Consider the following 21,627-nt stretch of genomic DNA (forward strand, 5'->3'; position numbering starts at 1 on the left):
GTCGGGACCCGAGCGACGATCCGAGTCAGGATCCGAGTAGCGATCCGAGCGCAGATCCGAGCAGTGACCCGAGCGGCGATCCGAGTCAGGATCCGAGCGACGATCCGACCGACGACCCGAGCCACGATCCGGGCGACGATCCGAGTGGCGATCCGAGCGCAGATCCGAGCGCAGATCCGAGCAGCGACCCGAGCCAGGATCCGGGCGACGATCCGAGTCAGGATCCTAGTAGCGATCCGGGTCAGGACCCGAGTGGCGATCCGAGCGAGGATCCGAACAACGACCCGAGTGACGATCCGACCAGCGATCCGAGCCAGGATCAGGAGTCTGGGGCCGGGCAGAGTTCCGAGCAGGAGTCCGCGCAGGAGGCCGGTGAGGAACCGGTCGCGGACCAGCAGTCGGAGTCCGTGCATGAGGCGGGCGACGACGGGTACGAGGATCACGCCGCCGCGGACGACGATGACGTGTCGTCGTCGATGGAAGGCGGTTCCGGCTACGAGCCCGACGATGACGACGCCGAGCAGGGCACCGAATCCGAGGGCGCCGGGTCCGAGGGTACGGAGACTCCGGGAGCTGAGCGCGCCGGATCGGAAGAGGCCGAGACCGAGGGCGCCGGTACCGAGGGCGCGGAAGGCGTCGGGACCGAGGGCGCCGGTACCGAGGGGGCGGAAGGCGCCGGAACCGAGGGTGTCGAAGGCGCTGGGACCGAGGGCGCCGGGACCGAGGAGGCCGGCGGCGACCGGTACGAGCAGCAGGCTGCCGCGGACGACGCCGAGGTGGACGACTCGATGTCCGGTGAGAGCGGCGAGGCGGGTTCCGGCGGAGACCAGGGCGCCCAGCCGGACAGGGAAGCGGAGTGATGGCGGAGTCGGAGAAGCCGGCGCCGGGCCGGGAGCCGGGGCAGCCGGTGCAGAAGCAGAAGCCGCGGCCGTGGGTCTGGGACCGGCACGGCGACGAGCTGTACCGGAAGAGCTGGGCGCGGTTCGCCGAGTGGGTGGCGTGGCTGGAGTCGGCGTACGCGCCGTGGGTGTTGCTGCCGCCGTGCTGGCCGGCGCACACCGGGCTGGCCGCCGAGCTGAAGCTCTTCTGGTACTGGCACCGCTGGACGCAGACGGGTCAGGCGAGCCCGGCGGACGCGGTCCGGTGGCACAGCGAGCTTCGGCATGCCGCGTCGGCGTGGCGTGAGCTGGCGACCTGTTCGCACGAGCCCCCGGTACGGCACCGGCAGGCGATCGCGCGTGACCGGCGCCGGCGTACCGAGGATTTCGTGGATCGGGCGATGCGGCGGGAGTTCGAGGCGGAGGCGGGAGAGGACTGATGGTCCACCAGGCGATGTGCGCGCACTGCCGGACCGTGTTGATGCCGGGGATGCCGGGTTGTCTGCGGTGCGGCCGGCCGGTGCCGGAGGAGACCGGTGGCGCGGCCTGCCCGTCCTGCGGCGAGCCGACCGCGGCGCACGCGCGGTTCTGCTCGGCGTGCGGCACACCCCTGGGTAGGCGCGCCGTGGTCGGCGCACCCGCGACTGCCGCGGCATCCCCGGCCGTACCTGATGCCGCCACGCCAGCAGGAACCCCGCCCGGCGCGAGGGTTCCCGACGCGACAGCGTCCGGGGCAACAGCGTCCGGGGGAACCGCGTCCGCGACCACCACGCCTGGCGGAACCCTGCCCGGGGCCACGCCGGCTGGGGGAAACCTGCCGGGAGGAACCGCGCCCGGGGTGCCGGCGCCCGGATCCGTAGCGGTACAAGGAGGGCCGCCGGCGCCGGCCGCGGTCGAGGTGTCCGGGCGGGCGCCGAAGGGGCTGCTGCTCGGGATCGGCGCGGCGGCCGTGGCGCTGGTGGTACTCGTGGGCGGGTTGTACGTGGTGCAGTCGCTCGCGTTCAGCCCGAAGTCGGCCGTGTCGGCGTACTTCTCGGCGCTGGGTGCGCGGGACGCGGCGGGGGCGTGGCGGGCGTCGGGGAACGAGGGCACGCCGCCGCCGACGATGCGGAGTGGCGCGCTGCGTAAGGGATCCGGGTACGAGCCGCCGACGGACGTGTCGATCGGTGCGGTGACGGTGCGGGACCATTCGGCGTCGGCGCGGGTGAGTTTCCGGCTGGCCGGGCGTACGCGGCGGGTGTCGGTGGCGGTGCAGCGGGACGACCGGAAGAGTTGGCTGCTGTTCCACGGTTGGCACGTGTCGCAGGGGTCGGGGTCACTGATGGTGGTGGCGCCGGGGTTGTCGACGGTGACGGTCGACGGCGTGTCGGTGTCCGGGTCTTCCGACGGGTACGGCTCGGGGGTCACGGTGCCGGTGTTCCCAGGCAGCCACCGGGTGGGTGTGGGGCCGAACCCGCTGCTCGCCGCGCCGGCGCGGACGGTGGCGGTCGACGCGGGGTCGTCGGAGGATGCCGGTGACGCGCCGACCGTGCAACTGGCGGTGTCGGTGAAGGAGTCCGCGCACGACGCGGTCGACCGCGCGGTGCGTACGCTGCTCGACCGGTGCGCGCAGGCGACGACGCTGGACCCGGACGGTTGCCCGTTCAGCTACTACAGCTACTACGACGCCGACCACGTGCAGTGGACGATCACGAAGTACCCGACGTTCGAGATCGCGCAGGACGAGGGCGGGGTGTCCACGAGTACCACGGAGAGCGGCACCGCCGACGTCACGTACACGTACAAGGGGTACGACGGGAAGCCGGCGAAGGATCACCAGACGGTGGACATCCAGGTCGACGGCACGGTCACGGTGAAGCACGGCCAGATCGCCTGGCAGCCGTCCGGCTACTGAGCAACGCATCGTCCGCCATCGATGTACTGTCCGTGCGAAGTGTGCGGTACGTGGCGGGTCGGTGACATGGTGATCATCGGCATAGCCCGGGCTGGCAGGATATTCCGCGTGGTACGCCGAATGTCCGGCCGCCCGGGCTTTCCCGTCGCGAACGCGCATCGGTAGCCTCGGTGGACATGACCGCCAGTACCGCATCAGCCAGCCGGGGCCGCCGGACTCGCCGCGGTCGGCTACCGAGCGTGTTGTTCTGGTCGGGCGTGATGCTCACCCCGGTCGCCGGACTCGGCATCTGGTTCGCCCACGGTGGCGGGCCGCTGCGCGGCGCCGCACTGCTCGCCCTGCTCGGCACGGTCCTGATCGGCCTGTCCGTCGTGCTGCGGCGCGACGACGAGGGCACCCGTCTCGAACTCCAGGAGAACGTGCTCGCCGAGGTCGAGGCGCTGCGTACCGAGCTGGGTACGGCGATGACGACCGCGCTGCAACGCGTCAACCACGGTACGCACGCGGAGCTGGCGGCGCTCCAGGAGCAGGTCGACCAGCTGGCCGGGCAGGTCTCCCGGGTGCCCGCCGAAGCCGTGGCCGCGCGTACGGCCGGGTCGCGTGCCGGCGAGGCCGCCCCGCCTGCCGTACGGCCCGCGGACCCGATGCGGGACAGTATGGGTGGCGCGCGCCCGGGTGTACGCCCGAGGGATCCGATGCGGGACAGCATGGGCGGACCTCGCCCGGTGGACCCGATGCGGGACAGCATGGGCGGGGCGCGGCCGGTGGATCCGTTGCGGGACAGCGCATCCCGGCCCGACCCGTGGGCGGGCCTGCGCGGCGACGATCCCGCGCCGGCCCCGGAACCGGCACCCGCGCCCGCGCCGTCCCCGGCACCCGCACCGGCGCCGGCACCCGCGCCCGCGTCGAAGCCACGGCGGCGCGCCCGGCACCGCGCGGAGGACTGACCCAGGGCTACTTGTCGATGTCGCCGACGACGAAGAACATCGAGCCGAGGATGGCGATCAGGTCGGGGACCAGGCAGCCGGGCAGCAGGGTGCACAGCGCCTGGATGTTGGCGTACGAGGCGGTGCGCAGCTTGAGTCGCCACGGTGTCTTCTCGCCGCGGGAGACGAGGTAGTAGCCGTTGACGCCGAGCGGGTTCTCGGTCCAGGCGTACGTGTGGCCCTCGGGGGCCTTGACCACCTTGGGCAGCCGTACGTTGACGGGGCCGGTGGTGCGGTCGACCTCGGTGAGGCAGCGGTCGGCGAGGTCGAGCGACACGTGCACCTGGTCGAGCAGGCACTCGAACCGGGCGTGGCAGTCGCCGGCGGTACGGGTGACGACGGGCACGTCGAGCTGGCCGTACGCGAGGTAGGGCTCGTCGCGGCGGAGGTCGAAGTCGAGGCCGGAGGCGCGCGCGACGGGCCCAGACACCCCGTACGCGGCGGCCTTCTCGGCGCTCAGCACGCCGACGCCGACGGTACGGGCGAGGAAGATCTCGTTGCGGTGGATGATGTTGTCGAGGTCGGGCAGCCGCCGGCGTACTTCCGCGATGGCCTGGCGGCAGCGTCCGGTCCAGCCGGCGGGCACCTCCTCCTTGAGGCCGCCGACGCGGTTGAACATGAAGTGCATGCGGCCGCCGGCGACCTCCTCCATGACGGTCTGCAGGACCTCGCGTTCCCGGAACGCGTAGAACATCGGCGTGATGGCGCCGATCTCCAGCGGGTACGAGCCGAGGAACATCAGGTGGTTGAGTACCCGGTTGAGCTCGGCGAGCAGGGTGCGCAGCCACACCGCCCGGTCCGGTACGGCCATGCCCATGAGCCGTTCGACGGCGAGTACGACGCCGAGTTCGTTGCTGAACGCGGACAGCCAGTCGTGCCGGTTGGCGAGCACGATGATCTGCCGGTAGTCGCGCACCTCGAACAGCTTCTCGGCGCCGCGGTGCATGTACCCGATGATCGGTTCGGCGGCCTTGACGCGCTCGCCGTCGAGGGTGAGCCGCAGCCGGAGTACGCCGTGGGTGGACGGGTGTTGCGGGCCGATGTTGAGCACCATGTCGGCGGTGGCCAGCTCGGGGTCGGTGAGCTGCTCGACCCCGGAGCCCATCCCGACGACCAGCTCGCGCGACGTGTCGCTGGACCTCATGCCCGCATCCTCCCACCCCGCGGCTCCGCGTACCGCGGGCAACCCGTCAGCCGGCGCGGCGGCGGAGGAACTCGGCGGTGGCGCGGTCGGCGGGGTAGAACGACTCGATGGCGAGCTCGGCGACGGTGACGTCGAGCGGGGTGCCGAACACGGCGGTCGTGGAGAAGAACGACAGTTCGGTGCCCTGGTACCGGTAGCGCAGCGGGACGACGATGCTGCTGCCCTGGCCGGGCAGGTCGACGACGGGCTGCGGGTCGTCGCACGGGTAGTCGGCCAACTCGCGGTACAGCTCGGCGAGGCCGACGTCGGCGGTGGCCTCGGCCTGGTGCCGCAGCCGGTGCAGCAGGTGCGCCCGCCACTGCCCCAGGTTCGCGGTACGCGGGGCGAGACCGTCCGGGTGCAGTGCCAGCCGGAGCACGTTCGCCGGGGGTTCGAGCAGGTGCGGGGCGGCGCCTTCGGTGAGCACGCCGATCGCCGCGTTGGCGTCGACGAGCGTCCAGGACCGGTCCACCACGACCGCCGGGTACGGCTCGTGCCCGGCGAGTACCTGGCGGAGGGCTTCGCAGACGGCGGCCAGGTCGGGCGAGTCCAGCCCGTGCTCCGGGTACGCCGGGGCGTACCCGCCGGCGAGCAGCAGCGCGTTGCGCTCACGCAGCGGTACGTCGAGGCGGTCGGCCAGCTTGAGGATCATCTGGCTGGTGGGCCGGGACCGGCCGGTCTCCACGTAGCTGAGGTGGCGGGTGGACACGTCGGCCTCCAGGGAGAGTTCGAGCTGGCTCAGTCGGCGGCGCTGCCGCCACTCGCGCAGCAGGGATCCCACGGGCAGCGGCCTGTCGATCACGGTCATGCGGCCAACGCTAGGCGAGGGGTGGCCGCCTATGCGATGACCTCCGAGGTCATCGACGTCACGCGGGCGGAGCGGCGACGATCGTCGGCGTACCGGACCGCTGTTGACACAGGAGTACGAGATGACCGGGTTCGCGTTCGGCCGACTGAACACGCCGGGAAAGGTGCATCCGGAGGTGTTCGAGTACCTGGAGCGGATCCAGGGGACGCTCGACCCGTTCGGTGGGCGGTTCCTGATCCACGGCGCGCCGGTGGACGTACGGGAGGGCGGCTGGTCGGGCGACATGGTCCTGATCGGCTTCCCGACCATCCAGCACGCCCGCGACTGGTACGACTCGCCGGCGTACCAGGCGATCAAGCGGCTGCGGAGCGACCACATCGGCGGCGACATCCTGCTGGTGGAGGGCGTACCGGCGGACCACGACTCGGGCGGGATGGCCACTGGGATGCGCGCCGCGTCCTGACCCGCGCGTCGCACGGACAGCAGGCTCCCGGCCGGGTCCTCGCCACCTCCGCCGCGTACGACCCGGGCACGTGGGCGTCACGGTGACAGCTCGACCCCGACCGGTTGGTACAGCCAGGTGTGGCCGCCGAGTCCGGTCGGGTCGGTGAGCTCGGCCGCGTGCGTGGCGGCGGCCAGGTCCCGCAGGTACCCGAGCGGGTCGGTGTCCGCCGCGGACAGCGGCGGCCGGACTCCCGTGACGCCGAGCGCGCGCAGCGCGTCGCGCTGGGACCGCAGCACGGTGCCGGGGCGTACCAGGGGATCCCAGGCGACGTGCGCGGTCAGGTCCGTCGACCCGTCCGGTACGGGCGGGACCTGGCGACCCTGCCGGTATCCGGTGAGCGTGCCGAGCGGGGGCCGGCCGTCGCGGCGGTGGCCGTAGTCGACGGCGAGGGCGAGCCCGCGGGTGACGGCGCCGACCGCGGCGGCCCAGGCGTCGTCGCGCGGCCAGCCGATCTCGGCGCGGGTGCCGGGCCGGTCCAGCGGCCACCAGTCGGCGAGCCACGCCGCGTCCCGCCCGTCGACCGGCGGCCCCGGGGCCTCGGCGCCGGTCGCCGGATCCACCAGCACCAGCCGTACGGTGCCGTCGGCGTCGCGCTCCGCCACGTCCAGCGGCACGTTGTCGAGCCATTCGGTGGCGAGCAGCAACCCGGTCAGCCCCGCCGGTACGTCCGGGCGCCAGTCGACGGCGGACGGCAGCGTCGGCGGCCGCGGCGCCAGGTCGACGCCGACCAGCCGGAGCCGCCCGGCCAGCTCGTCCGGCGCGCCCGCGGCCAGCGCGGTCAACAGCTCACCGCCGCCGGCGCCGACGTCCACCACGTCGAGTTGCCCCGGCGTACCGAGGGCGGTGTCGAGGTGGGCGAGCAGCCGTAGCACCGCCCGCGCCATCGGTACGGTCTGCGCGCTGGTACGGAAATGTGCCGACGGCGGGGCGGTGACGAAGAAGCCGCCCGGACCGTACAGGGCCTCGTGCATCGCGTCGCGCCACCGGAGCATCCATCCACCCTGCCACGTACGGTTACCGCTGTGTGGGCTGCGATCCGTCGGCTGTTCCGGCTGCCGCTGAAGTCGGTGGTCTTCGACGTGTGCGCGGCCGGCCTGCTCGGCGTGCTCGCCCTGGTGCCGGCGCTGTCCGGCGAGCGCCTGGCCGTCGCCCTCGGCGTACTCACGGCCGCCGCGGTCGTGGTCCGCCGGCGCTGGCCGGTACCGGTGTTCGCGGTGGTGTGCCTGCTCGGGCTGGTCCAGGTGCTCACCGAACACCGCGCCTTCCCGTACGACGTGGCCGTGCTGTTCGCGATGTACACGGTGGTGAAGTACGCGGACCGGATGCTGTGGGCGTGGGTGGCGGCCGGCACGGTCGTCGCCGGCTGCGTGCTGCACGGCGTGGTCGGCGACGAGACCGCCGCCCCCTGGTACCAGCGGGCCGCGACGCTCGTCGTCACCGCGGCACCGTTCTGGCTGGTCGCGCTCGTGATGCGGACCCGCCGGCTGTACGTGCGGAGCCTGGAGGACCGGGCCGCCACCGCCGAACGGGAACGCGACCAGCGGGCCCGGCTCGCGGTCGCCGACGAGCGCGGCCGGATCGCCCGCGAGCTGCACGACGTGGTGGCGCACAGCCTGGCCGTGATGATCGTGCAGGCCGACGGCGCGTCGTACGCGATGGACGGCGACCCGGCGACGGCGAAGGACGCCGTCCGTACGGTGGCGGCGACGGGCCGGGAGGCGCTCGCCGACATGCGCCGCCTGGTCGCCGTACTCCGCGGCCCCGCCGCCGGTGAGCCACCGGACGCCACGGTGCCGGAGCCGGGCGGGGAGCCGGAGCGGCGGCGGGTCGGCGTCGGGCGGCTGACGGAGCTGACCGACCGGTTCGACTCCGCCGGCGTGGCCGTGACGGTACGGCGGGTCGGCCCGGTGCGGGAGCTGCCCGGCAGCGTCGACCTCGCCGGGTACCGGATCGTGCAGGAGGCGCTGACGAACGTGCTCAAGCACGCCGGCGTGGGGACCGCGGTGACCGTGACCGTGACGTACGCGGAGGAGGTCGTGGTGCTGGAGGTCGTGGACGACGGCGCGGGCCGCAACGGGTTCGCGGAGCGGCCGCTGCCCGGCGGGCACGGCCTGCTGGGCATGCGCGAGCGCGTCGCCGTGTACGGCGGGGAGTTCGTGGCGGGGCCGCGGACGGGCGGCGGCTGGCGGGTGGCGGCGACGATCCCGCTGGCCGGGCCGGACACGGCGGCGGATACGGTCGACCGGGCGAACGAGGAGGATGCGTGACGATCCGGGTGGTACTGGTGGACGACCAGTCGCTGGTCCGGGCCGGCTTCCGGATGGTGCTCGGCGCGCAGTCGGACATCGAGGTCGTCGGGGAGGCCGGCGACGGCGCCGAGGCGCTGACCCTGCTGTCGCGTACCGCGGCGGACGTGGTGGTGATGGACATCCGGATGCCGCTGATGGACGGCGTGGAGGCGACCAGGCGGCTGGTCGCCACCGGCCCCGGCGCGCCCCGCGTACTGGTGCTGACGACGTTCGACACCGACGCGGACGCGTTCGCCGCGCTGAACGCCGGGGCCAGCGGGTTCCTGCTGAAGAACGTGCCGCCGGAGGAGCTGCTGACCGCGATCCGGGTCGTCGCGTCCGGCGACTCGGTGGTCGCGCCGAGCGTCACCCGGCGGCTGCTGGACCGGTTCGCCGGGCAGCTGTCCGCCCCGGTGACGCCCGACACCCGGCTGGACGCGCTGACCGACCGCGAGCGGGAGGTCCTGCTGCTGCTCGCCGAGGGCCTGTCGAACGCCGAGATCGCCGCCCGCCTGGTCGTGGCCGAGGCCACCGTGAAGACGCACGTCGGCCGGATCCTGACGAAGCTGGACCTGCGCGACCGGGTCCAGGCCGTCGTCCTCGCGTACGAGACGGGGCTGGTCCGGCCCGGCCGGTGAACGTTGCCACAAGCTGTGTCCGTCCACCGCCCGGCGGGCGATACTTGGCCGTGACCGGTACCCGACGCAGTGGACTGGATCAACGAGCATGAACACAGTGTTTTCCGCCCGGAGCGGGCGGTGACCCGGCCGGAGGACCGGCCGGGGCGGCTGGCGGTCGGCGTGGTCGGCGCCGGCCGGGTGGGTTCCGTGCTGGGCGCCGCGTTGCGCCGCGCGGGCCATTCGATCGTCGGTGCGACCGGGGTGTCGTCCGCGTCCCGCGAACGGGCCGGCCGGCTGCTGCCCGACGTCCCGCTGCTGCCGGCGGACGAGGTCGCGGCGCGCTGCGACCTGCTGCTGCTCGGCGTACCGGACGACGTGCTGGGCGGGCTGGTCGAGGGGCTGGCGTCGACCGGCGCGATCCGGCCGGGGCAGATCGTCGTGCACCCCAGCGGGGCGTACGGGATCGGTGTGCTGGAGCCGGCGCTGCGGCGCGGTGGGCTGCCGATGGCGCTGCACCCGGCGATGACGTTCACGGGCCGGCCGGAGGACGTGGACCGGCTGGCGGGCGTGTCGTTCGGGGTGACGTCGCCGCCGGAGCTGCGGCCCGCGGCCGAGGTGCTGGTGCTGGAGATGGGCGGCGAGCCGCAGTGGGTCGAGGAGGCCGACCGGCCGCTCTACCACGCGGCCCTCGCGCACGGCGCCAACCATCTCGTCACCCTCGTCAACGAGGCCGTGTACCTGTTGCGCCAGGCCGGCGTGGTGCACCCGGAGCGGATGGTCGCGCCGTTGCTGTCCGCCGCGCTGGACAACACCCTGCGGCTCGGTGACGCGGCGCTGACCGGGCCCGTCTCCCGCGGCGACGCCGGTACGGTGCAGCGCCACCTGGACGCGATCGCCGGCGCGGCACCGGAGTCCGTCGCGGCGTACCTGGCGCTGGCCCGGCGTACGGCGGACCGGGCGATCGCGGCGGGCCGGTTGTCGGCGACGGCGGCCGAACCGCTGCTCGGTGTCCTGGCCGAACGACCCGATCGGGCGAGCTCATGATCCTGGCGCGCGACGAGGCCGAACTGCACACCGTCCGAAGTGGACTGTCCGGTGTGGTCGGTGTGGTGATGACGATGGGCGCACTGCACGACGGGCACCGCGCGCTGATCGCCGCGGCGCGCGGGTCCTGCGACGCCGTGCTCGTCACGATCTTCGTGAATCCGTTGCAGTTCGGGCCTTCCGAGGACCTCGACCGCTATCCGCGTACGCTCGACGCCGACCTGGCGCTGTGCGAGGCGGCCGGCGTCGACGCGGTCTTCGCGCCGACCGTCGACACCGTGTACCCGGGCGGGCTGCCCGCGGTGCGGGTGAACCCGGGGCCGCTGGGCCGGGAGCTGGAGGGCGCGAGCCGCCCCGGTTTCTTCGACGGCGTGCTCACGGTCGTGCTGAAGCTGCTGCACCTGACCCGCCCGCACCGGGCGTACTTCGGGGAGAAGGACTACCAGCAGCTCGCGCTGGTGCGGCGGATGGTGCGGGACCTGACCGTGCGGACGGACGGCGCGGCGGTGGAGATCGTTGGCGTGCCGACGATCCGGGAGCCGGACGGGCTGGCCCGGTCCAGCCGCAACGGCTATCTGTCCACTATGGAGCGTACGGCGGCGCTGGCGCTCTCGGCGGCGCTGTTCGCGGGCGCGCGGGCCGCCGCGCACGGGCCGGACGCCGCGCTCGCCGCCGCCCGTTCCGTACTCGACGGGGCGGTGGAGCTGGACTACCTGGTGCTCACCGACCCGGATCTCGGCCCGGCACCGGCGCGCGGGCCGGGGCGGTTGCTCGTCGCGGCCCGGGTCGGCACGACCCGGCTGATCGACAACATGGCGGTGACGGTCGGACACGACCCGGCCGTACCGACGACTGGCGGTGACGCGGCGGCCGGCGTACCGGCCGGGCCGTCCGTCGCCTCGTGAGGAGACCGATGTTCCGTACGATGCTCAAGTCCAAGATCCACCGGGCCACGGTGACGCAGGCGGACCTGCACTACGTGGGCTCGGTGACGATCGACGCCGACCTGCTCGCGGCGGCGGACCTGCTGGCGGGCGAGCAGGTGTCCATTGTGGACATCACGAACGGCGCGCGGCTGGAGACGTACGTGATCCCCGGCCCGGCCGGCTCCGGCGTCATCGGGATCAACGGCGCCGCAGCGCATCTCGTCCACCCCGACGACCTCGTCATCATCATGTCGTACGCGGCGATGACCGACGCCGAGGCCCGCTCGTACGAGCCGCGCGTGGTGCACGTGGACGCCCGCAACCGGGTGATCGAGCTGGGCTCCGACCCGGCCGCCGCACCGCCCGGCGTGGTCGGCGACCCGGTGCCCGGAAACCTGGTGGCCGCGGCGGACGCCCGGTGAGCGTCGACGACGTACTGGAGCGTCCGGCGCTGCGGCTGGCAGTACCGGGCCGGTTGGCGGCGGGCGCGCCGGGCTGGACCGACGAGACCGACGTGTGCGTGGTCGGTTCCGGGGTGGCCGGGTTGACCGCGGCGCTGCACGCGCGCGAGGCCGGTCTGCGGGTCACCGTGGTGACCAAGGTGAACATCGACGACGGGTCGACCCGGTGGGCGCAGGGCGGCATCGCCGCCGTCCTCGACCCGCACGACACCCCGGCCGCGCACGCCGGCGACACCCGGGTGGCCGGCGTCGGGCTCTGCGACCCGGCCGCCGTCGACGTGCTCGTACGCGAGGGTCCGGCGCGGGTGCGCGAGCTGATCCGGTTCGGCGCGGACTTCGACCGCAACCCGGACGGCACGCTGGCACTGACCCGGGAGGGCGGTCACCACGCGAACCGCATCGTGCACGCGGGCGGCGACGCCACCGGCGCGGAGGTGCAGCGCGCCCTGCACGCCGCCGTACGGCGGGATCCGTGGATCAAGTTGGTCGAGCACGCGCTGGTGCTGGACCTGTTGACGGACGCGACCGGGCGCGCCTGCGGCGTGACCCTGCACGTACTCGACGAGGGCAGCCCGGACGGGGTGGGCGCGATCCTGGCCCGCGCGGTCGTGCTGGCCACCGGCGGGATGGGGCAGGTCTTCGCGACGACGACGAACCCGGTGGTCTCCACCGGCGACGGGGTGGGGCTCGCGCTGCGCGCCGGCGCGGCGGTCACGGACCTGGAGTTCATGCAGTTCCACCCGACCGCGCTGTACCTGCCGGGGGCGGGGCTGGAGCAGCAGCCGCTGGTGTCGGAGGCGCTGCGCGGCGAGGGCGGTCACCTGGTGGACGCGGCGGGCCGCCGGTTCATGGTGGGCCGGCACGAGCTGGCCGAGCTGGCCCCGCGCGACGTCGTCGCGAAGGGCATCATGCGCACGATGCTCGCCGAGGGCACCGACCACGTACGCCTGGACGCCCGGCACCTGGGCCGGGAGATGCTGGAGCAGCGGTTCCCGACGATCACGGCGCGCTGCCGGGAGGCGGGTGTCGACCCGGTGACCGACCCGATCCCGGTCGCCCCCGCCGCGCACTACGCCAGCGGCGGCGTCCGTACGGACCTGACCGGGCGTACGTCGGTACCGGGGCTGTACGCGTGCGGTGAGGTGGCCTGCACGGGCGTACACGGTGCGAACCGGCTCGCGTCGAACTCGTTGCTGGAGGGCCTGGTGTTCTCCGCCCGGATCGCCGGCGAGCTGGCCCGGGACCTGCCGCCGCAGGCGGACCCGGTGCAGCTCGACCGTCCACAGTGGGCGGTCGACCCGGCGGTACGGGAGCCGCTCCAGCGGGCGATGTCCCGCGGCGCCGGCGTACTGCGGAGTGCGGAGTCGTTGCGGGAGACGGGGGACCGGCTGGTCGAGCTGGCCGCGACCCGGGCCCCCGCCGGTACGGCCGCGTGGGAGGCGACGAACCTGGTGACGCTGGCCGGCGCGCTGGTCGCCGCCGCGTCCGGGCGGCGCGAGACCCGGGGCTGCCACTGGCGCGAGGACTTCGCCGACGCGGACGACGCCTGGCTGGGCCACCTGGTCGCCACGATCGACCCGGCCGGCACGCTCACCGAGACCTTCGAAGGGATCCGCCCGTGACCACCGTCGTACTTGGACAGTCCATTGTGGACTTCGTGGCCGCGGCGGGGCTCGACCCCGACCAGGTCTCCGCCACCGTACGCGGGGCGCTGGCCGAGGACCTGGGGCCGGACGGGCTCGACGTGACGAGCGTGGCGACGATCCCGGCCGGGCAGACCGACGTCGCCGAGCTGGTGGCCCGCGCGGACGGCGTGGTCGCCGGGCTGCCGGTCGCCGCGGCCGTGTTCGACCTGACATCCGGTGGTACGACGAGCTTCCAGGCCCGCGTCACCGACGGCACCGCCGTACGCCGGGGCGACGTGCTGGCCGACATCGCCGGCCCGACAAGGGATCTGCTCACCGCCGAACGTACCGCGCTGAACCTGCTGTGCCGCGCCAGCGGCGTCGCCACGCACACCCGCCGCTGGGCCGACGCGCTCGCCGGTACCGGCGCGACCGTGCTGGACACCCGCAAGACCACCCCGGGCCTGCGCTTCCTGGAGAAGTACGCGGTGCGGGTCGGGGGTGGCACCAACAAGCGCATGGGCCTGTACGACGTGGCGATGATCAAGGACAACCACGTCGCCGCCGCCGGCTCCGTGACCGCCGCGTACGAGCGGGTGCGCGAGCGGTTCCCGGACGTACCGGTGCAGGTCGAGGTGACGACGGTGGACGAGGCGGTGGAGGCGGTGACCGCCGGCGCCACGTTCCTGTTGTGCGACAACATGTCCCCGGGGCTGCTGCGCGAGGTGGTGGCCGCGGTCGGCGGCCGGGCCGAGCTGGAGGCGACCGGCAACCTGACGCTGGAGCGGGCCGCGGAGTACGGCGCGACCGGCGTGCAGTACCTGTCGGTGGGTGGGCTGACCCACTCGTCGCCGATCCTCGACATCGCGCTCGACCTGCGCCGACACCACTAGGAGCTGGCGTGCTGCTCTGCATCGACGTCGGGAACACCAACACCGTGCTCGCCACGTTCGACGGCGAGAAGCTGACGCGGTCGTGGCGGATCAGGACCGACGGTCGCGCCACGGCCGACGAGCTGGCCCTGACGTTCCGCGGGCTGCTGGACGGGCGGCCGATCACCGGGATCGCCGCCTGCTCCACGGTTCCGGCGGTCCTGCACGAGCTGCGCCTCATGTTCGCCGGGTACTACCCGGACGTGCCGGTGGTCGTCGTGGAGCCGGGCGTCCGCACCGGCGTGCAGCTGACGTACCACAACCCGCGCGAGGTCGGTACGGACCGGGTGATGAACACGCTCGCCGCGCACAGCCTGTACGGCGGGCCCGCCGTCGTCGTCGACTTCGGTACCTCGACCAGCTTCGACGTGGTCAGCGCGAGCGGCGGGTTCCTCGGCGGGGCGCTCGCGCCGGGCGTCGAGATCTCCGCGGACGCGCTCGCCGCCCGCGCCGCGCAGCTGGTGAAGGTCGAGCTGACGCGGCCGCCGCACCCGATCGGCAAGAGTACGGTCGAGGCGCTCCAGAGCGGCATCGTGTACGGCTTCGCCGGCCAGGTGGACGGGATCGTCGGCCGGATCTCCGCCGAGCTGGGCGGCCTGCGCGCGGTGGTCGCCACCGGCGGGCTCGCGCCGTTGATCATCGGCGAGTGCCGCACGGTCACGCACCACGAGCCGCACCTGACGCTCATCGGCCTGCGCCTGGTGTACGCCAGGAACGCCTGACACCGTACGGTTTCCACCGCATGCCTGGTACGGGAGCATGTATCCGGCCGCAACGCATTGATTTTGGGCGATTGCCGTCTTTACGATCATGGCGCACGTGTCGTACGCCACTTCCGGATCCGCCTACCCCTCCTGGTTGATCCGACTCGTAAGGAGACCGGATGCAACGTACCCCTCCACCACGCCCGGTCCGGGTGCTGCTCGCCGTCGGTTCGGCGGTCGCCCTGACCGGCCTCGCACTGGCGCCGGCCCAGGCGGCCAGCGCGTCGTCCCTGCTCGGCGGCTCCACCACCGCTCACCACTCGTACGGGTGCGCGCCGGTGAAGCCGGGCGAGATCCCGTGCGTCGGCAAGGTCCACGTACCGTCGGCGCCGGCGACCGGCGGCAGCAGCAAGCCCGCGGCGCCGAAGCCGCCGGCCGCGACCACGAAGTCCCGCCCGGCGACGCCGAAGCGGGTCACCGGCACCAAGACCGTCGGCGTACGGTCGTTCGGCTGCGCGACGGCGAGCGCCGGTGACGTGGCCTGCCTCGGCAAGTTCGCGCCGCGCACGTTCAAGACGGTGAACGGCAAGGCGGTCGCGCCGAAGACGACCGGCAGCCCGACCTCGTCCGGCCTGACGCCGGCCCAGCTGGTCAAGGCGTACGGCCTGGCCGGTACGAACGGCAACGGCCGTACGGTCGCCATCGTCGACTCGAACGACGCGCCCACCGCCGAGGCCGACCTCGGCGCGTACCGGAAGGCGTACGGCCTGCCGGCGTGCACCACGGCGAACGGCTGCTTCAAGAAGGTCAACCAGAAGGGCGCGGCGTCGCCGCTGCCGGCCGCCGACTACGGCTGGGCCGAGGAGATCTCGCTGGACCTGGACATGGTCTCGGCGGTCTGCCCGACCTGCCACATCCTGCTCGTCGAGGCGGACGGCCCGACCACCGAGGACCTGGGCGCGGCGGAGAACACCGCGGCCAACACCCCCGGCGTCGTCGCCATCTCCAACAGCTGGGGCGGTTCGGAGGACGACACGACCCTGCCGGCCGACAAGTACTTCGACCACCCGGGGATCGCGATCACCGCCAGCTCCGGCGACTCCGGGTACGGCGTGCTCTGGCCGGCCGCGTCCAACCACGTCACCGCCGTCGGCGGGACGAGCCTGAAGGCCGACAGCAGCGCCCGCGGGTACTCGGAGACCGCGTGGTCGGGTGCCGGCTCGGGGTGCTCGGTGCAGGAGTCGAAGCCGTCCTGGCAGAAGGACACCGGCTGCGGCAAGCGCAGCATCGCGGACGTGTCCGCGGTGGCCGACCCGACCACCGGCGTCGCCGTGTACGACACGTACAACAGCTGTGGTGGCGGGCCGCTCTGCGACGTGCTGCTGGGCCTCGGCCTGGCGCAGGGCGCGGACGGTTGGGTGCAGGTGGGCGGCACCAGCGCCTCCTCCCCGATCATCGCCAGCGTGTACGCGCTGGCCGGGAACACCGCCTCGATCGACCCGTCCTACCCGTACTCGCACGCCTCGTCGCTGAACGACGTGACGAGCGGCAGCAACGGCAAGTGCGGAAACTACCTGTGCACCGCCGGCAAGGGCTACGACGGCCCGACCGGCCTGGGTACGCCGAAGGGCACCGGCGCCTTCTGACCCGCGCACCGAACGACGGGGGTACGCCTGGGCGTGCCCCCGTCGTCGTGTTCAGCGCCGGGTCAGGACGGACCAGACGGCCGCGACGAGCGGTGTGCGCAGCTGGTCCCGGCGTACGCAGAGCCCGATCCGGAACGGGGTGAGCGCCGGCCGCACCGGTACGGGCACGAGCCGGCCGGCGAGCGCGCTGGTGTCCAGGACCAGCCGCGGTACGACGCCCACGCCGCAGCCGAGCGCCACCATCGCCAGCAGCGCCTCATGACCGTCCACTTCGGACACCGCGGCCGGGGTGACGCCGCGGCGGCGCAGCCACCGGTCCGCCGCGGTACGCGCGAGCCCGGCCCGCGGCAGGACGAGCGGGGTGTCGGCGCCGATCCGCGGCACGGCGGCGTCCTTCGCGGCGATGAACACCAGCGGCGTACTCGTCAGGTGCCGGCTCACCAGCGCGCCCGGTACGCGCTCCGGCAGGGCCGCCACGGCGAGGTCCACCGAGCCCTCGTCGACCCGGGCGATCGCCTCCGCCGCCAGTCCCGTCCGCACCTCCAGCTCGACCCCCGGGTACGCCGCGCGGAACGGTGCCAGCAGGTCCGGCAGCAGCGCCTGGCACGCGGTCACCGTCGCGAACACGGTGAGCCGCCCGGTCAGTTCCGCCGGCTCACCACCCTCCCGCCGGTACTCGTCCCACAACCGCAGCGCGTCCTCGGCGTACCGGCGGAAGCGGTGTCCGGCCTCGGTGAGCGCGACGCCCCGCGGTCCGCGGTCCAGCAGCCGCTCGCCCGCCTGCGCCTCCAGCCGTTGTACGACCCGGGTCAGCGTCGCCGCGCTGACGTGCCGGTCCCCGGACGTACGGCCGAAGTTGAGGGTGCGGGCGAGGTGCAGGAACAGGTGCAGGTCCCGATGGCTGTCCATGTTTCGCTTCCTGAAACGGTCCGTTGCGTACCTTGCGCTTGCTGCAATGTACGCCGGGGCCGTAGAACCGGTGCATGACCTTCACCTCGGACGTCTTCGACGTCGAGACCATCGAACTCGCCGGCACCACCGAACACATCGTCCGCGGCGGCCGGCACCTGTTCGGCGCGCTGCCGCGGGCGTTCGCCGGGGTACGCCGGATCGGGGTGCTCGGCTGGGGACCGCAGGGCCGGGCGCAGGCGCTGAACCTGCGGGATTCGTTGGCGGACACCGGAATCACGGTCACCGTCGGGCTGCGCCCCGGGTCGTCGTCGGCCGCCGACGCCGAGGCGCACGGCTTCCACCGCGCCGACGGTACGCTCGGCGACTGGCTCGACGTGGCCGCCACCAGCGACCTCGTCCTGCTGCTGGTGTCCGACGCGGCGCAGGTCGCGCACCGCGCCGAGATCTTCGCCGCGCTGCGGCCCGGCGCGACCCTCGGGCTGTCGCACGGCTTCCTCGCCGGCCACCTGGCCAACGAGGGCCTCGACTGGCCGGCCGGAATCTCCGTGATCGCCGTGTGCCCCAAGGGAATGGGCGACTCGCTGCGCCGCCTCTACCGGCAGGGCGCGGACGTCGACGGCGCCGGCATCAACGCCAGCTTCGCCGTCGCCGCCGACCACGACGGGTACGCCGTGGACCGGGCGCTCGCGTGGTCGATCGCGATCGGCTCGCCGTACACGTTCCGGACGACGCTGGACGACGAGCGGCTGTCCGACATCGTCGGCGAGCGCGCGATCCTGCTCGGCGGCGTCCACGGCATCGTCGAGAGCCTCTACCAGCGGTACCGGACCGCGGGCGCCACCCCGCCCGAGGCGTACGACCGGGCGTGCGCGACGGTGACGGATCCGGTCGCCCGCACCATCTCCCGGGCCGGCCTGCGCGCCGTACGCGACGGGCTGAGCGGGCCGGAGCGCGCCGACTTCGACCGGGCGTACGCCGCGTCGTACCGGCCGTGCCGCGATCTGGTCGAGGAGATCTACGACGAGGTCGCCGACGGCAACGAGCTGCGCAGCGTGGTCCTCAACAGCCGCCGGCTCGCCCGCACGCCGCTCGCCCCGGTCAGCGGATCGGCGATGTGGACGGGGGAACGCGCCGCGACCGGCCTTACGGATCCGTTCACCGCGGGCGTGTTCGTGGCGGCGATGGTGGCGCAGGTGGACGTGCTCGCCGCGCACGGCCACCCGTGGTCCGAGATCGTGAACGAGTCGGTCATCGAGGCGGTCGACTCGCTGCTGCCGTACATGCGGGCGCGGGACGTGTCGTACATGGTGGACAACTGCTCGGTCACCGCCCGGCTCGGCGCCCGCAAGTGGGGGCCCCGGTTCGCCGCGGCGCTCGACCAGGTCGTCTACCCGGCCGCGGACGGTACGCCGGACCCGGCGCCGGTCGACGCGTTCCTCGACCACCCGGTGCACGACGTACTGGCCCGGCTCGCGCCGCTGCGCCCGCCCGTGGACATCTCCGTCTGACCCCGCGCCGGGGCACCGTGTCCCCGGACTGCCGCCGCCGGCCACGGCGTCGGTTCAGCGCCGTGCCGCCCGGTACACGAACGTCCGGTACGGCAGCTCGAACTCGGCGCGCCCGCGCAGCTGCGGGTGCGTCGAGCACAGCTCGCGGACGCCGCCCTCCAGTTCGGCGCGGTGCTCGGGCGTCGCGGTCAGGTAGTACGACCGGGAGCGGACGAGGTCGACGAGCCCGTCCGCGGTCATCGGCGTGGTGTGCCCGAACTCGGCCGCCTCGACGGGCCCGAACAGCTCGGCCGGCAGCGTCGGCGCCGACGCCTCGGTACTCCCGTCGTGCTCGCCGAGGATCGCGGTGAGCGCGGCGACCCACGGCACGTCCTCGTCGCGACGGTTCCAGATCGGCACGAACACCCCGCCGGGCCGCAGCACCCGGGCGATCTCCGGATGCGCCCGCTCCCGGTCGAACCAGTGGTACGCCTGCCCGGCCACCACCGCGTCCACGCTGGCGTCCGGTACGGGCACGGACTCGGCGGACCCGACGTGCGCGCTCACCCCGGGCAGTACGGCGGAGAGCCGGGCCAGCATGCCCTCGTCGGGCTCGACCGCGACGACGTCGTGGCCGGCGGCGGCGAGCAACCGGGTCAGCTTGCCCGTACCGGCGCCCAGGTCCACCACCCGCAGCGGTGCCTCACCGAGCGCCCACGACACCGCGGCCGGCGGGTACGTCGGGCGGATCCGGTCGTACAGGTCGGCGGCGGGGCCGAACGACAGTCGGTTCGCGTTCCACTCGTCGGTGTCCATGCCGGCGAAGCTACTCCCGGCGTGGTGCGGAACGCCGCGGCCCGCCACGGATCCGACCGTTCCCGCCACGCGATCTCCACACCGGTGCGCCGCGCCGACCGGCCCCCTCGTTACGCTGGCTGTCTGTACCAGGGTCGCGTGGCGGTGCGGCGAATCGGCCGGCACCCACGACCCTCTCCAGATGCCAGCAGGCCAGATTCCAGCAGAGACAGAGAGTAGCCGTGAGTACCGAGCAGCCGGTCAGTACAGACGATTCGGGCGACGACCTTCCGGAGCAGCTCCGGGTACGCCGGGAGAAGCGGGCGAAGATGCTGGCCGACGGGATCGAGCCGTACCCGCTCGGCTTCCCGCGTACGGCGACCCTCGCCGAGCTGCGCGCGAAGTACGGCGACCTGCCGCCGGACACGAGTACGGGTGACCGGGTCGCGGTCGCCGGCCGCGTGATCTTCGTACGCAACACCGGAAAGCTGTGTTTCGCCACGCTGCGCGCCGGCGACGGCACCGAGTTGCAGGCGATGCTGTCCGCCGCGCAGGTCGGCAAGGAGTCGTTGGAGGACTGGAAGAAGCTCGTCGACCTCGGCGACCACGTCGGCGTCGAGGGCGAGGTGATCACCAGCCGGCGCGGCGAACTGTCGGTGTTCGCGGACAGCTGGGCGGTCACGTCGAAGGCGCTGCGCCCGCTTCCGGTCGCGCACAAGCCGTTGTCCGAGGAGGCCCGCGTACGCCAGCGTTACGTGGACCTGATCGTCCGCCCGCAGGCCCGGGAAACGGTACGCACCCGCGCGAACGTGGTGCGCAGCCTGCGCGACACGTTGCACGACCGCGGATTCATCGAGGTGGAGACCCCGATGCTGCAACCGTTGCACGGCGGCGCCACCGCGCGACCCTTTGTGACGCACTCGAATGCGCTCGACATCGATCTCTACCTGCGTATCGCGCCGGAGTTGTATCTCAAGCGCGCGGCCGTCGGTGGAATCGAGAAGGTGTTCGAGATCAACCGCAACTTCCGGAACGAGGGAGTCGACTCCTCGCACTCCCCGGAGTTCGCGATGTTGGAGTTCTATGAGGCTTATGGGAACTATGACACCGTCGCGGAACTGACCCGCGACCTCGTGATCCGCGCCGCTCTCGCGGTACACGGAACGACCGTTGTCACCCACGCCGACGGCGGAGAGTACGACCTCGGTGGCGAATGGCGCCAGATCACCCTCTACGGCGCGATCTCCGACGCACTCGGCGACGAGATCACCCCGGCCACGCCGTACGAGCGGCTCGCCGCGCACGCGGCCGCGCACGATATCGCCGTGGATCCGGCATGGGGTGCCGGAAAGCTGGCCGAGGAGCTGTTCGACGAGTTGGTCGCGGATCGTCTCGTCGCGCCGACGTTCGTGCGCGACTACCCGGTCGAGACCTCCCCACTCGTACGGCCGCACCGGTCCGAGCCGGGCGTCGTCGAGAAGTGGGACCTTTACGTACAGGGATTCGAGCTGGGCACCGGGTACTCGGAGCTCGTCGACCCCGTCATCCAGCGGGAACGCCTGACCCAGCAGTCCCTGCTCGCCGCCAAGGGCGACCCCGAGGCGATGCAGCTCGACGAGGACTTCCTGCGCGCCCTCGAATACGGGATGCCGCCGTCGGGTGGGGTGGGAATGGGGATTGACCGGCTGCTGATGGCGCTCACCGGTCTCGGTATCCGCGAGACGATCCTGTTCCCGCTCGTCCGTCCCGAGTAGTAGTCGGGCGGCTACCGATCCCGGTGCGCCGAACCGGTCATTGTGTGCGGCCCGGGCGTAAAGCATCCGTGGTACGAGAAGGCGCCGCGACACGACGCGCGTTTTCGGGCCGCACCGACTATTCGCCGAGCCGATGAGTTATTGTTTTTCATCGGTAAGCCGGCCACCAGAAGGGATCG

The 21,627-nt window shown here is 73.2% G+C and carries 20 protein-coding genes and 2 pseudogenes; 17 read left to right on the top strand and 5 right to left on the bottom strand.

Annotated features, from left to right (window positions below; all coding sequences use genetic code 11):
- The 5 genes and pseudogenes from Aru02nite_RS33895 to Aru02nite_RS33910 all read left to right on the top strand — a co-directional run.
- A partial coding sequence (locus Aru02nite_RS33895) for a hypothetical protein (RefSeq protein ID WP_203664454.1) occupies positions 1-860 on the top strand: 860 nt, incomplete at its 5' end.
- A complete protein-coding gene (locus Aru02nite_RS33900; protein ID WP_203664456.1) occupies positions 860-1,318 on the top strand; it encodes a hypothetical protein in 459 nt (152 codons plus the stop codon). The genes Aru02nite_RS33895 and Aru02nite_RS33900, both read left to right, overlap by 1 nt.
- A 14-nt stretch (positions 1,319-1,332) precedes the next feature.
- Positions 1,333-1,485: pseudogene (locus Aru02nite_RS37680) on the top strand (double zinc ribbon domain-containing protein); the annotation flags it as partial.
- 291 nt (positions 1,486-1,776) lie between these two features.
- Positions 1,777-2,772: a hypothetical protein gene (locus Aru02nite_RS33905; protein ID WP_239077122.1), complete on the top strand. Its 996-nt coding sequence runs from the start codon at positions 1,777-1,779 to the stop codon at positions 2,770-2,772.
- A gap of 239 nt (positions 2,773-3,011) precedes the next feature.
- Complete coding sequence (locus Aru02nite_RS33910) at positions 3,012-3,719, top strand: hypothetical protein (protein ID WP_203664460.1); 708 nt, start codon at positions 3,012-3,014, stop codon at positions 3,717-3,719.
- A 7-nt stretch (positions 3,720-3,726) separates the two neighbouring features.
- Here Aru02nite_RS33910 and Aru02nite_RS33915 read toward each other — a convergent pair whose 3' ends face one another.
- On the bottom strand, positions 3,727-4,902 hold the full coding sequence (locus tag Aru02nite_RS33915; RefSeq protein WP_203664462.1) for an NADH-quinone oxidoreductase subunit D: 1,176 nt from the start codon (positions 4,900-4,902) through the stop codon (positions 3,727-3,729).
- A gap of 46 nt (positions 4,903-4,948) precedes the next feature.
- Entirely contained in the window at positions 4,949-5,749 is an 801-nt protein-coding gene (locus Aru02nite_RS33920; RefSeq protein ID WP_203664464.1) for a helix-turn-helix domain-containing protein, read from the bottom strand.
- A 121-nt stretch (positions 5,750-5,870) separates the two neighbouring features.
- Here Aru02nite_RS33920 and Aru02nite_RS33925 point away from each other — a divergent pair, with 121 nt between their 5' ends.
- Positions 5,871-6,212: a DUF1330 domain-containing protein gene (locus Aru02nite_RS33925; RefSeq protein ID WP_203664466.1), complete on the top strand. Its 342-nt coding sequence runs from the start codon at positions 5,871-5,873 to the stop codon at positions 6,210-6,212.
- Positions 6,213-6,289: 77 nt separating this feature from the next.
- On the opposite strand, the gene Aru02nite_RS33930 is transcribed toward Aru02nite_RS33925, so the two are convergent.
- Entirely contained in the window at positions 6,290-7,246 is a 957-nt protein-coding gene (locus Aru02nite_RS33930) for an SAM-dependent methyltransferase (RefSeq protein ID WP_203664468.1), read from the bottom strand.
- A 30-nt stretch (positions 7,247-7,276) separates the two neighbouring features.
- Here Aru02nite_RS33930 and Aru02nite_RS33935 point away from each other — a divergent pair, with 30 nt between their 5' ends.
- From Aru02nite_RS33935 to Aru02nite_RS33975, 9 genes and pseudogenes are all read left to right on the top strand, one after another.
- Positions 7,277-8,521: a sensor histidine kinase gene (locus tag Aru02nite_RS33935; protein ID WP_239077123.1), complete on the top strand. Its 1,245-nt coding sequence runs from the start codon at positions 7,277-7,279 to the stop codon at positions 8,519-8,521.
- A complete protein-coding gene (locus Aru02nite_RS33940; protein WP_203664471.1) occupies positions 8,518-9,180 on the top strand; it encodes a response regulator in 663 nt (220 codons plus the stop codon). Before Aru02nite_RS33935 ends, Aru02nite_RS33940 begins: the two co-directional genes overlap by 4 nt.
- A gap of 120 nt (positions 9,181-9,300) precedes the next feature.
- Entirely contained in the window at positions 9,301-10,206 is a 906-nt protein-coding gene (locus Aru02nite_RS33945; protein ID WP_203664472.1) for a Rossmann-like and DUF2520 domain-containing protein, read from the top strand.
- Positions 10,203-11,027: pseudogene (gene panC, locus Aru02nite_RS33950) on the top strand (pantoate--beta-alanine ligase); the annotation flags it as partial. The gene Aru02nite_RS33945 and the pseudogene panC, both read left to right, overlap by 4 nt.
- Before the next feature lie 92 nt (positions 11,028-11,119).
- Positions 11,120-11,554, top strand: a complete 435-nt coding sequence (gene panD, locus Aru02nite_RS33955; protein ID WP_203664474.1) for an aspartate 1-decarboxylase — start codon at positions 11,120-11,122, stop codon at positions 11,552-11,554.
- Positions 11,551-13,215 carry an L-aspartate oxidase gene (locus Aru02nite_RS33960; protein ID WP_373325040.1) on the top strand — a complete coding sequence of 555 codons (1,665 nt, stop codon included), beginning with the start codon at positions 11,551-11,553 and terminating at the stop codon, positions 13,213-13,215. The genes panD and Aru02nite_RS33960 overlap by 4 nt, the downstream gene beginning before the upstream one ends.
- A gap of 35 nt (positions 13,216-13,250) precedes the next feature.
- Positions 13,251-14,111, top strand: coding sequence for a carboxylating nicotinate-nucleotide diphosphorylase (gene nadC, locus Aru02nite_RS33965; protein WP_203664557.1), 861 nt, complete (start codon positions 13,251-13,253; stop codon positions 14,109-14,111).
- Positions 14,112-14,119: 8 nt separating this feature from the next.
- On the top strand, positions 14,120-14,872 hold the full coding sequence (locus Aru02nite_RS33970; protein WP_203664475.1) for a type III pantothenate kinase: 753 nt from the start codon (positions 14,120-14,122) through the stop codon (positions 14,870-14,872).
- Between the two features lie 161 nt (positions 14,873-15,033).
- Positions 15,034-16,500 (top strand): S53 family peptidase, encoded by a 1,467-nt coding sequence (locus Aru02nite_RS33975; RefSeq protein WP_203664476.1) that lies wholly within the window; start codon positions 15,034-15,036, stop codon positions 16,498-16,500.
- 51 nt (positions 16,501-16,551) lie between these two features.
- Here the strand turns inward: Aru02nite_RS33975 and ilvY are convergent, their stop codons facing one another.
- Complete coding sequence (ilvY, locus tag Aru02nite_RS33980) at positions 16,552-17,409, bottom strand: HTH-type transcriptional activator IlvY (RefSeq protein WP_203664478.1); 858 nt, start codon at positions 17,407-17,409, stop codon at positions 16,552-16,554.
- 74 nt (positions 17,410-17,483) lie between these two features.
- Between ilvY and Aru02nite_RS33985 the strand changes: the two genes are divergently transcribed.
- On the top strand, positions 17,484-18,920 hold the full coding sequence (locus Aru02nite_RS33985) for a ketol-acid reductoisomerase (RefSeq protein ID WP_203664480.1): 1,437 nt from the start codon (positions 17,484-17,486) through the stop codon (positions 18,918-18,920).
- A gap of 54 nt (positions 18,921-18,974) precedes the next feature.
- On the opposite strand, the gene Aru02nite_RS33990 is transcribed toward Aru02nite_RS33985, so the two are convergent.
- Positions 18,975-19,715: a class I SAM-dependent methyltransferase gene (locus tag Aru02nite_RS33990; protein WP_203664482.1), complete on the bottom strand. Its 741-nt coding sequence runs from the start codon at positions 19,713-19,715 to the stop codon at positions 18,975-18,977.
- A gap of 221 nt (positions 19,716-19,936) precedes the next feature.
- On the opposite strand from Aru02nite_RS33990, the gene lysS reads away from it, so the two are divergent.
- Entirely contained in the window at positions 19,937-21,448 is a 1,512-nt protein-coding gene (lysS, locus tag Aru02nite_RS33995; protein WP_203664484.1) for a lysine--tRNA ligase, read from the top strand.
- Positions 21,449-21,627 lie beyond the last annotated feature (179 nt).

The organism is Actinocatenispora rupis (assembly GCF_016861975.1).
Classification (GTDB): Bacteria; Actinomycetota; Actinomycetes; order Mycobacteriales; family Micromonosporaceae; genus Actinocatenispora; species Actinocatenispora rupis.

Coding starts and splice junctions, on each gene's coding strand:
- Aru02nite_RS33915 (WP_203664462.1), bottom strand. CDS start 4,902: ATGAGGTCCAGCGACACGTCGCGCGAGCTGGTCGTCGGGATGGGCTCC.
- Aru02nite_RS33990 (WP_203664482.1), bottom strand. CDS start 19,715: ATGGACACCGACGAGTGGAACGCGAACCGACTGTCGTTCGGCCCCGCC.
- Aru02nite_RS33920 (WP_203664464.1), bottom strand. CDS start 5,749: ATGACCGTGATCGACAGGCCGCTGCCCGTGGGATCCCTGCTGCGCGAG.
- ilvY (WP_203664478.1), bottom strand. CDS start 17,409: ATGGACAGCCATCGGGACCTGCACCTGTTCCTGCACCTCGCCCGCACC.
- Aru02nite_RS33925 (WP_203664466.1), top strand. CDS start 5,871: ATGACCGGGTTCGCGTTCGGCCGACTGAACACGCCGGGAAAGGTGCAT.
- Aru02nite_RS33985 (WP_203664480.1), top strand. CDS start 17,484: ATGACCTTCACCTCGGACGTCTTCGACGTCGAGACCATCGAACTCGCC.
- panD (WP_203664474.1), top strand. CDS start 11,120: ATGTTCCGTACGATGCTCAAGTCCAAGATCCACCGGGCCACGGTGACG.
- Aru02nite_RS33900 (WP_203664456.1), top strand. CDS start 860: ATGGCGGAGTCGGAGAAGCCGGCGCCGGGCCGGGAGCCGGGGCAGCCG.
- Aru02nite_RS33975 (WP_203664476.1), top strand. CDS start 15,034: ATGCAACGTACCCCTCCACCACGCCCGGTCCGGGTGCTGCTCGCCGTC.
- Aru02nite_RS33930 (WP_203664468.1), bottom strand. CDS start 7,246: ATGCTCCGGTGGCGCGACGCGATGCACGAGGCCCTGTACGGTCCGGGC.